Source organism: Synechocystis sp. LEGE 06083, assembly GCF_015207725.1.
GTDB classification, from domain to species: Bacteria; Cyanobacteriota; Cyanobacteriia; order Cyanobacteriales; family Microcystaceae; genus Synechocystis; species Synechocystis salina.
The window spans coordinates 1-10,766 of sequence record NZ_JADEWJ010000112.1 but is presented as its reverse complement, the minus strand read 5'-3'; the positions used below and the strand labels follow the sequence as shown (position 1 = coordinate 10,766).

Annotated in this window: 8 protein-coding genes and 1 pseudogene; 5 read left to right on the top strand and 4 right to left on the bottom strand. The window is 47.5% G+C overall.

The features are described 5' to 3' along the window. From IQ219_RS10155 to IQ219_RS10145, 3 genes and pseudogenes are all read right to left on the bottom strand, one after another. Positions 1-371 (bottom strand): annotated as a pseudogene (locus IQ219_RS10155) (hypothetical protein); the annotation flags it as partial. 291 nt (positions 372-662) lie between these two features. Then, complete coding sequence (locus IQ219_RS10150; protein ID WP_194019288.1) at positions 663-1,589, bottom strand: ion channel; 927 nt, start codon at positions 1,587-1,589, stop codon at positions 663-665. A gap of 279 nt (positions 1,590-1,868) precedes the next feature. Next, complete coding sequence (locus tag IQ219_RS10145; RefSeq protein ID WP_190599881.1) at positions 1,869-2,426, bottom strand: PadR family transcriptional regulator; 558 nt, start codon at positions 2,424-2,426, stop codon at positions 1,869-1,871. Positions 2,427-2,536: 110 nt separating this feature from the next. Between IQ219_RS10145 and IQ219_RS10140 the strand changes: the two genes are divergently transcribed. Then, entirely contained in the window at positions 2,537-3,331 is a 795-nt protein-coding gene (locus tag IQ219_RS10140) for an SDR family oxidoreductase (protein WP_194072515.1), read from the top strand. Between the two features lie 103 nt (positions 3,332-3,434). Here IQ219_RS10140 and IQ219_RS10135 read toward each other — a convergent pair whose 3' ends face one another. Continuing rightward, the gene (locus tag IQ219_RS10135) at positions 3,435-3,980 is read right to left on the bottom strand and encodes a PadR family transcriptional regulator (protein ID WP_190599879.1); all 546 of its coding nucleotides are present in this window, start codon (positions 3,978-3,980) and stop codon (positions 3,435-3,437) included. 110 nt (positions 3,981-4,090) lie between these two features. Between IQ219_RS10135 and IQ219_RS10130 the strand changes: the two genes are divergently transcribed. The 4 genes from IQ219_RS10130 to IQ219_RS10115 all read left to right on the top strand — a co-directional run bounded on the left by IQ219_RS10130 (position 4,091) and on the right by IQ219_RS10115 (position 10,560). Beyond that, a complete protein-coding gene (locus IQ219_RS10130; RefSeq protein WP_194072514.1) occupies positions 4,091-5,479 on the top strand; it encodes an efflux RND transporter periplasmic adaptor subunit in 1,389 nt (462 codons plus the stop codon). Positions 5,480-5,490: 11 nt separating this feature from the next. Then, positions 5,491-8,568 carry an efflux RND transporter permease subunit gene (locus IQ219_RS10125; RefSeq protein WP_194072513.1) on the top strand — a complete coding sequence of 1,026 codons (3,078 nt, stop codon included), beginning with the start codon at positions 5,491-5,493 and terminating at the stop codon, positions 8,566-8,568. A 211-nt stretch (positions 8,569-8,779) separates the two neighbouring features. Next, a complete protein-coding gene (locus tag IQ219_RS10120; protein ID WP_194072512.1) occupies positions 8,780-9,364 on the top strand; it encodes a cytochrome b in 585 nt (194 codons plus the stop codon). 95 nt (positions 9,365-9,459) lie between these two features. Continuing rightward, positions 9,460-10,560: an alkene reductase gene (locus IQ219_RS10115; RefSeq protein WP_194072511.1), complete on the top strand. Its 1,101-nt coding sequence runs from the start codon at positions 9,460-9,462 to the stop codon at positions 10,558-10,560. Positions 10,561-10,766 lie beyond the last annotated feature (206 nt).

Sequence of the window (10,766 nt, the reverse complement as noted above, 5' to 3'; positions counted from 1 at the left end):
TCGTGATATTGGGCATAGGTTAAACAGACTTCACTAACTTGCCCAAGATGCCCATTTTCTGACTCTCTAAAATTTTGCTCTAAATTGTATTGCTCGATAGGGTCAGTGGCAATAGCTTCCTGAATAATTTGAAAATTTTTGCCAGCAGTGGTTTGGGTTTGATAATTTTGCCAAGCAGCATGGCAAGGATAGACTAAATTTGGTTGAAGATACCATTGGCCAATGTATTCTATGCCGGTAAAAACATTGACAAGAATAAAAATGTCAATAAAAATAATTACAATTAAGCTGACCTTGTTTAGGGGTTCATTCTTAACTGTTCTAGATTTATTCCAAAACTGGTCAAATAGCCGACGTATAGAAGTAAACATTTGGATAATAAATTTTTACGTTAAGGTTTTAAATTAAACATCGAAAGCTCTGATCCAATATCAAAAATAAAAATCAACAATACCTTAGTAATATTATTGAACAAAGTGGGAATAGAGGCCTTAATTTTTGCCCCGTTGCAATTGCTAAAACTAATTATTTTGTTAATTATGCCATTTAATTTGTTATCCTTCGCTATTCTGCTGGATAACTGGACCATTTTTCTGAAATGTTTGTTTTCGTTAAGCTAACTCCGAGAATTCCTCCGGCGATCGCCAAATTTTACTAGGGGTTTACTGGCGATAAGGTTCCGTTAGATGAAAATTGTCCATGTTGATAAACCATTGACCTTCTGGGGTTTGATGAAAAATATCCACAAAACGATGCTGCCAATGAATATCTGTCCCCTCATAGACGTAACGACTGTGAATGGTTTGGGAAAAACTTTCATCTAAGCCAGTGAAACTAATCCAAAGTTCTAACCTTAGTTGTTCATTCTTTGTTTCCAAAATTCCATAAAGTGGACTATTGCTGTCTATAGGATGCATAACTAACCAACTCAAACCGAAAACTGGAGTGTGGGAGCGTAGTAAGTTTAAATCATAAAAACGGCGCATTTTATGTCCTTCTTGGCTTTGCTCATCCCGAACTAAACTGACTCTAATTTGGGCTTCTAAAATACGATTATCCCGTTGATTAGCAGTGCGAAACATTAATGTTGGAATATTTTCAAAGGGGCAGACCACAGCGACTTCACTAAATAATACCCTGGAGGTGGGTTTAGCAAAACGTGAAAACATTAATCCCGTTAAAATAGCCAGGCTGATCAGTCCAACAAAAATTTCCACACTAACGACGATTTGAGCGGGCACAGTTTTGGGATACATAGCACCATATCCCACCGTTGAAAGAGTTTGAATACTAAAAAAAAATAGATCTAAAAATGATCCCGGTTGAGCATTAGCAATACCGCCTCCAATTAAGAAAAAAATTAGAGCAAAAAAGACATTTAAACCAAAATAAAAAAGGCCGATAATCGCCAAAAATTTTGGCCAGGAAAGTACCAGTAACCAATGATATAAATCTGTCTTCATTGCCTGGGACTCTCTATGCCTGGAATTCCCTGACCGAATTGGACGCAGGTGGCGGATTGGATTTGCATAAGGAGCTGGCTTTAGTCCATGAGATTTACGCCGGCGCCAAGGAAAAAGAAATTTCATCAATACCTTCCAGCCATCATCCCTTTAAATCACTTTAACAATAGGCGATCTCGCAGAGATCCGCTACGGGTTGTGCCAATGAAGCTAGGGTCTAGTCAAATGGCAATGCCGAACGCCCTTGGGATTAACAAAGACAGGGTAAGTAAGAGTTAGTTGGCGATCGCCTAACGCTGGATTTACTCTTATGAAGTTACAGTTTCGTGAAGATTGTTTGCGGGTTAAACCGGGAGAGAAAACTAGAGCTAAATTCATAGCAGCATCGCCCACTCGTTTTGAATTCTAATCTTCCAAATTATCCACAACCCGATTGATTGCCTTAAGTGATTCATCACACCATGCTACCCAGTCCTCTTGATAGCGAATTGCCCGACGGATGACGAGGTGCATATACAGATCTTTAAGTTCGAGCAAATCCAAATTTTTGGCAAAGTGTTCGTCCATTTTTTTCAAATGCTGCGCCATTTCGCGATGCAGTTTTTGTCTGCGTTCAATTTCGCGAACAACCATCTGACTAGGCACGAGATGCCCCGCTAATCCTATAACACCCAGATCCTCACGGATGGCAGTGGGTTCCGTGGGTTGGGTTAACCAGTCAATCAGTTCTTCTTGCCCTTTGGCAGTGATGGAATAGATTTTTTTATCTAAGCGTCCGGGCTGGGGAATCGCCTCATAGATGACGCGATCTTGTTTCTCTAATTTGCTCAGTTCGGCATACACCTGTTGCTGACTCGCCTTCCAAAAGCAACCCCCAAATCCTTCAGCAAATTCTTTTGCGACTTCATAGCCACTCAGGGGTTGTCGCGATAGAAATGCCAGGATCGTATGTTTGAGAGCCATAAATGCCAGTTCTAGAAAAAATGGGACTAAAAATCGCTTGACGGATTTCGTGATCTGAGTATATCTTAGTTCTTGTACTCAAAAAATTGAACACAAAAACATGAGTTAGCATGGGAAATTTGCAAAAGCGACTAAAGACCCGATATGGTCCTTGGGCTGTCGTCACAGGCGCATCCTCCGGCATTGGTCGAGAAATGGCACTGAGGTTGGCTCAGTCGGAATTGAATCTTGTTTTGGTGGCGCGGAGGCAAACGATTTTAAAGCAGATGGCTCAGGATTTAAGCGATCGCTATGGGATTGAGGTGCGCTTGGTGATTCAGGATTTATCGGTGGAGACGAGCATGGAAATCCTTGCGGCACAAACTCACGATTTAGATGTCGGTTTACTGGTAGCAGCGGCCGGTTTTGGGACATCGGGGGCGTTTCTCAATGCTCAACTGAAACAAGAGATGGAGATGTTAAATGTTAACTGCCGATCACTCTTGGGGCTAACCTGGCACTTTTCCCAGCGGTTTGCCAAGCAACGACGAGGCGGCATCGTATTGATGAGTTCGATCGTGGGGTTTCAGGGAACACCATTTGCCGCTCACTACGCAGCGACCAAGGCTTATGTGCAAACACTGGCTGAAGCCCTGTATGTGGAACTTGCACCTATTGGTGTTGACGTCATTGCCTCTGCCCCAGGCCCCACTAACAGCGGTTTTAGCGATCGCGCCGGGATGAAGATGGGAAAAGCTCTCAGTGCTGGCGAGGTTGCCGAAGGGACTTTGAAGGCATTGGGGCGAAAGTCCACAGTGCTGCCGGGATTTTTATCAAAACTCCTCACTTATTCCCTTGTACCTTTGCCAAGATGGGCGCGGGTGCGAATCATGGGCGGTGTGATGAAAAGTATGACGAAACAATGAACATGCCGATATCTTGGCTGCCTTCCCCAAGATCAAAACCTTGATTAACTTTGTTTGTTGGATGAATCAAGAGAATGCCTCGTGGCGATCGCCAGAAAAGGCTTCAACTGCCTAATGCTTCAAGCACCTCATCACACCAATCCACCCAACTCTCCTCAAAACGAATTCCCCGTAACAAGGTTAGATAGCGGTACCGATCTCGGGCTGAAGGGGGATCATCCTTAAACTGCCCATGCTCTAAATAATGCGCCTGCTTTTCCCGAAAATGTTGCAAATGCTGTTGGTGTAAAAGCTTACGTCGTTGGATCTCCCCCAGAATAACGTCAGATTTCACATAGGGAAAATCCATAATTCGGACCAATAAATCCTCCCGAATCGGCGTTGGTTCCGTCGGCTGTAAACACCAGTGCAATAAAATTTGCTTGCCTTCTGGGGTGATCGAATAAATTTTTTTATCCGGTTTTCCCTTCTGGGGCACCGTATGCTTAGACACCCAACCAGCCCCTTCCATTTTGCCTAGTTCTCGATAAATCTGTTGTTGACTAGCTTGCCAAAAACAACTGATACCGTCTTCAAAACGTTTGCCAATGTCGTAACCACTGGCGGGCAACTCAATCAAAATCGACAGGATGGTGTGGGCAAGGGCCATAGCAATAAAAAACCCAGAACGGGCGATTGACATATCCAATTAGTTGAGTATAGACTGACGGCAGCTACTCAACAAATTGTCTAAACTTTGTTGTTAAAAAAGAGTTTTGTATGACTGTTGATCCCCGTGTTACCGCTTCCCTTGTCCCATCTCCGACAGTGATTGTTGAAGCAACTCCGTTCATGATCGCCGAACCGCCTCAGCAGAGAAATACCGGCGGACGTTGGCGGCGGTTACTTCTCTGGGTGGCGATCGCCATAGCTGCGGGGGGAGTGGGCTGGTGGTGGTTGGGGCAAGAACAAAGTACCTCCAATGTCACGGCCATGGCCTCGGCGGTAAGCGAAAAAGCGCCTTTGCCCGTTACGGTGAGTCCCGTTGAGCCGGTTAGGGGTTATCAGGTAAAACGCACCTATACTGGCGAAATTGTTCCCCGCAAGCAAAGCGACTTAGGGTTTGAACAGGGGGGAACTTTGGCGGAGTTGCTGGTGGATAAAGGGGCGGAAGTCATGGAGGGTCAACCTTTAGCGCGGCTAGATACTCGGACGTTAAAAGCGCAAAAAGCAGAATTAGAAGCCCAGCGCTTAGAACTACAAGCGGGATTGGCAGAGTTGAACAATGGCTCCCGTTGGGAAGATATTGCGGCGGGGCAGGGGGCAGTGGCAGAATTAGAAGAACAGTTGACCTTGGCAAGCTTGAAAACCCAACGGCGGGAACAGCTTTATGCGGAAGGGGCAATTTCCTTGGAGCAGTTGGATGAGGAACGGGTGGCAGAGGCTTCCCTCAAACGTCGTTTAGAAATCGCCCAAAGCAATTTAGACAAACTCAATAACGGTAGCCGTCCCGAACCGATCGCCGGCCAACAGGCTCGTATTCAAGGGTTAGACGCACAAATTCGCCAAATTGAGATTCAAATCTCTAAAGCGCAACTTCTAGCGCCCTTCTCTGGCACCATTGGCGATCGCCTGGTTGATCCGGGCATGGTGGTGGGGGCGGGCAGTCCAGTGTTTCGTTTGGTGGCGGCGGGCATGCCGGAAGCTCACATTGGTATTCCCCCCAATCTGTCCGGCCAAATGCGGGCAGGACAAACCTATTCAGTTAACGTCCGGGGTCAAGGTTACAGCGGTACGGTAACAGCTCTCTTGCCTGCGCTCAATAGTAGTACCCGCACCACCACCATCATTTTGCAGTTAAACGATGCCCCAATCCGACTGCGGGCAGGGGAAACGGCCCAGTTAGACGTTACTGAAACCCAGCCTTTAGAGGGATTTTGGGTTACTTCCACTGCCCTGGTGCCGGGGGAACAGGGTTTATGGTCGGTCTATGTTTTGGGAGCAAAACAGCCCCAACCCCATCAGTACATTGTGTCTCGCCAAGATGTAGAAGTGCTCCACACCCAAGGAGATCGCAGTTTGGTGCGGGGGCTATTACAACCTGGCGATCGCCTGATTAGCAGTGGTAGTCATCGCCTGGTGACGGGGCAAACAGTAACGGTGCAGTAGGGAAAATGCCCATGTTTAGTCTTTTTTATCGCAATGGCCGGCTGTTACTATTGACCCTGATTCTGGTGCTGGTATGGGGCGTTACTGCTTTGTTTACCCTGCCCCGCATGGAAGACCCGGAACTGGTACAGCGTTTTGGTACCGTTACCACCAGTTTGCCCGGTGCAACCCCGGAACGGGTGGAAGCGCTGATTACCGAAAAAATTGAAGATAAGCTCCTGGAACTTGAAGAAATTTCCGTCATCGAATCTACGTCGAGTCGAGGCTTATCCATCATTGAAATTGAATTGGACGAGGCCATTCAAAATGTTGACCCAGTCTGGTCAAAGGTGCGTAGCGAGTTAAACGATGTGGTGCCCTTGCTGCCGTCAGACGCCAGTGAACCAGAATACGAGGCGGGTGACCCCGTTGCCAATGCCTTAATTGTGGGCTTGACCTGGGAACTGGACAGTCCCGCCAATTTTAATCTTCTTCAACGGGTCGGTGATCGCCTAGTGCAGCAACTCCGGGAGTTACCGGGGACAAAGCAAGTGGAAATGGTGGGGGATGTGCCGGAAGAAATTCAAGTAGAAATACAACCGGCGGATCTAGTGCGTTTAGGTTTGACTCCCAGGGCCTTAGCCCAGCAAATTGCTGCCAGTGATGCCAAAGTGTCCGCCGGACAACTTCGTAGTCCCCAAACCAATTTGTTAATTGAAATCAATAGTAATTTGCAAACCCTAGAGCAAATTCGCCAAATTCCGATCAAAGTTGCTACTAGCGGCGAAAGCCAACGGTTGGGTCACATCGCCCAAGTCAGTAAAGGGGTACAAGCTCCTCCCTCCTCCTTGGCCTTGATTGGTGGCAAACCGGCGATCGCCATTGCGGCTACGGTGGAATCTTCAGTCCGGGTGGATCAATGGGCCAAGCAGGCCCAGGTGGTGTTAACGTCCTTTGAACAGGATCTGGGAGCAGGGCTGGGGCTGACGGTGGTGTTAGACCAAAGCCAGTATGTACAGCAACGGCTCAATGGGGTCTGGCAAAACTTGCTGGTCAGTTCCGGGTTAGTGATTGTCGTGTCACTGGCAATGTTGGGACTGAAAGCGGCCTTGGTGGTGGGAACGGCGTTACCCCTAGCTACGTTGATGGTGTTTGGGGCCATGGGGGCGTTGAACATCCCCCTACACCAAATGTCTGTCACCGGCTTGATCATTGCCTTGGGGTTATTGATTGATAACGCCATTGTGGTGGTAGATGAAGTACAGCACCATCTCCAGCAGGGGATGCCACCGGAAAAAGCTGTTGCCGACACAGTGCAACACCTCTGGATTCCTCTTCTGGCTTCCACATTAACCACAGTCTTAGCCTTTGTGCCCATTGCCTTTTCCCCCGGTGCCACAGGGGAATTTATCGGGGCGATCGGGGCAACCGTCATCCTCGCCCTGGTCAGTTCTCTACTGTTATCCCTCACAGTGATTGTCACCTTTGCCGGCAAAATGGCACCGTGGCAACCCTTTCAGCGCTACCCATGGCTACAAACTGGGGTGAGCCATGCCGCTTTGGCCCGTGCTTACCGTTGGAGCTTGGAGGGGCTTTTTCGACGACCCTGGTTAACCATTGGTCTCTGTTTAGTTTTACCTCTAGGGGGATTTTGGCAATTTGCCCAGCTAGAGCAGCAATTTTTTCCCCCCACCAACCGCGACCAGTTTCAAATCCAATGGACGTTACCCGCCGCCACTGCCATTACTGCTACCCAAGCCCAAGTTCAACAGGCCCGGGACTTAATCCTGGAATATCCTGATGTAGCTGATGTTCACTGGTTTCTGGGGGAAAGCGCCCCCGCCTTTTTTTATAACGTTATTCCCGACCGAGAAAATGCGGCCAACTATGCCCAAGGTATTGTCCAACTCCGCTCTACGGACAATCTCCGCAACCTTATCCAAAACCTTCAACAGGCCCTAACCCAAGCTTTTCCCGAAGCGCAGGTACTGGTGCGACAGTTAGAACAGGGCCCGCCCCTGGCCGCTCCCATTGAATTGCGGTTATCTGGGTCAAATTTACGGGAATTGAGGTTACTCGGCGATCAGTTACGGCGGGAATTAAGCACGATAGAAAATGTGATTCACACCCAAGCGAATCTCTCGGAAGCTTTGCCGAAACTCGCGTTACAGGTGGATGAAGTCCAAGCCCGTTTGGTGGGGTTAGATCACCAGGCGATCGCCAATCAATTACAGGCCACGCTAGAAGGGGTAACTGGGGGATCTGTTTTAGAAGCTACCGAAGATGTGCCGGTTCGTGTCCGGGTCAATTCTTCTACCCGTCAAGATCTCGCTCAGATTCGTTCCTTGGATCTACTCACCCCCAACGGTGAACTGCTCCCTCTCACGGCGATCGCCGATATGACGCTAGTGCCAGGCGTGGCGCAAATTAATCGCTATAACGGTAAACGGATTAATACCGTGCAAGGCTTTTTAACCGCTGGAGCTTTACCTTCTAATACTTTGGCGCAATTGCAGGAACAACTGCAAGCTCAAAATTTCTTGTTACCGCCAGGGTACGACCTAGCTTATGGCGGCGAAGCCGATGCCCAGGGGACAGCGGTGGCCAATCTTTTGGGCTTGGTAGGAATTTTAGTGGTGACCATGGCTGCGACGTTAATCCTATCCTTCAATTCCTTCCGCTTAGCCGCCCTGATTGGCTCGGTAGCCCTATGGTCAGTGGGTTTAGCCGCCCTTGCCCTGTGGCTGTTCCAAGCACTTTTTGGCTTTACCGCCATTTTAGGAACGTTGGGCTTAATCGGGTTAGCTATTAACGATTCCATTGTGGTTCTGGCTGCGTTGCAGGAAAACCCCTTAGCTCGCGTGGGCCATGCCCAAGCCACCTCCACCGTTGTCTTGAAAGCCACCCGTCATGTCCTTGCTACCACCTTTACCACCATTATTGGCTTCACTCCACTGCTGTTGGATGAAACTGGATTTTGGCCTCCCTTGGCGATCGCCTTAGCGGGGGGATTGGGGGGCGCAACTTTATTAGCACTGTACTATGTACCCGCCGCCCATCTTTTGCTGATGAGAAGCCATCATCCACTTAACAAACCATTGTCAAATTAGGACTACCATGTGCATCTTGAACAAAACCTACAATTACAGAAAATTTATTTCCCAAAATCCTTACAGGATAAGCATTTCAAGGGTTGATTTTTTGAGCAAAGAAATTTTTAGAGGCTGGAATCCAGTAATCAGTATTTGGACATTCCCCTTAGTTTTCGACCCTTCCGGATTGTCCAATTTTTCACTCAGGTTCACTTTTTGATGAAAAACAATGTCTCCCCTATCTTGGCTTTCATTTTTTCAGACCCCTGGTCGCCTAACCTCTGCGTATCAACACCTGATGGCACTTCATTGGAGTATGTCGTGGTGTTACTTCTGTTTATTTCCCACAGGGTTGATTATGGCGGATTTGTCACGGGAGGTTCCCATTCGCTCTGATCTATATGATTTTCATAAAGGATTGGGAGTTTTTGTCATCGGTTTACTGCTCTGGCGCATTCTAGTTTTGTTGCGAGTCTGGTGGAAAAAGTATTCCCGTCGCACTCCTCGTTTCTCAACGGCATGGTGGCGCAAGGTGACCCTACATTCTCTGTTGTATTTATTCATGCTGGCTGTTCCCCTCAGTGGCTTATTTTTTTCCAACTCTTTCAAAAGCAGTAATGTTTTTTTTCTGGGAATGACCGTTCCCGATTTATTTTCAGAAAATGAAGCTCGTGTTGACCTCGGGCGATCACTCCATTTTTGGTTGTCCTATCTCTTCCTCACCGTTATCGTTTTACACGTTTTTCAGCAACGGAAAGTCGTCAGAGCAATTTGGCGACGGTGGACAGAATTTTTAACCCATATTCGCGCTTAGACGAAAGGACTAGAAGTGGACTTTTGGAGGCCATCTCATAGCACCGAAAACATCTATTTAGTTTATTGACCTCAACTCATTGGTAAACATTTTTTATGACTTCTTTACTTGACATCTACCAACTCGGTGATCTCTCCCTAAAAAATCGGGTGGTATTGGCTCCTATGACTAGAGCTAGAACCGGGGATGATCGGGTTCCCACGTCCCTAATGGTGGAATATTATTGCCAACGGGCCAATGCGGGTTTGATAATTACCGAAGCTACGGTAGTTTCTGAAATTGGCATCGGTTGGAATAACACCCCTGGTATTTATAATGATGCCCAGGTTCAAGCTTGGAAGGCGATTGTACAGGGAATTCACCACGCAGGATCGAAAGTTTTTCTGCAACTCTGGCACTGTGGCCGGGCTTCCCATCAATCTTTTCATCCCCATTTGGGTTTACCCGTTGCTCCCTCGGCGATCGCCATTAACGGCGACTATATCCATACCCCGGATGGAAAACAGGCTCATCAAACACCCCGGCCATTAACCGTTCAAGAGATTGCTGCCACAGTAGAAGATTATCTCCAAGCCGCTGTGCGAGCTAAGGAAGCCGGCTTTGATGGGGTGGAAATCCACGGAGCCAACGGCTATTTAATTGATGAATTCTTACAGTCTAAAACTAATCAACGTACTGACGCTTATGGGGGTAGTTTAGAAAATCGCTTCCGTTTTTTACGCGAAGTGACTGAAGCTGTTTTAACGGTGTTTCCGTCCCAAAGGGTGGGGGTTCGTCTATCTCCCAATGGCGTTTTTAATGATATGGGATCCCCCGATTATAGAGAAGCTTTTCCCTATTTTGCACAACGCTTAAACGCCTACAATTTGGGTTATTTGCATATCGTAGATGGTCTAGCATTTGGTTTCCATGACTTGGGAGAACCCTTAACTTTGGCTGATTTTCGATCAGTTTATTCCGGAACCCTGATGGGGAATTGTGGTTATACCCAAGCTACTGCGGAAACGGCGATCGCCGAAGGAAGCGCTGATCTAATTGCCTTTGGTCGTCCCTATATTTCAAATCCAGATCTGGTACAACGCTTTGCCAATGGTTGGGCTTTAGCTCCAGACCCTGATCCCAAAGTTTGGAATGGGACAGAGGGAAATTATTCAGCAGGATACACGGATTTTCCAACCTATCTTAGCCAAAGCTGATCACGACCGCTGCTCTGAATAGGCTAGTTTTTGCTGGCCACTAATGGGAACTGGAGTCCGCCCGGCTAAAGCTGGGCTTTCTGTGGGGTTCAAATTTGATGACACCGTGGATTACCACCGTGCATTGAGGATGTGGGGAATCTATCCATACTCAATCCTATATTTCAAAGACTCAATGAAAATATTTTGAACGCATTCTTATACCC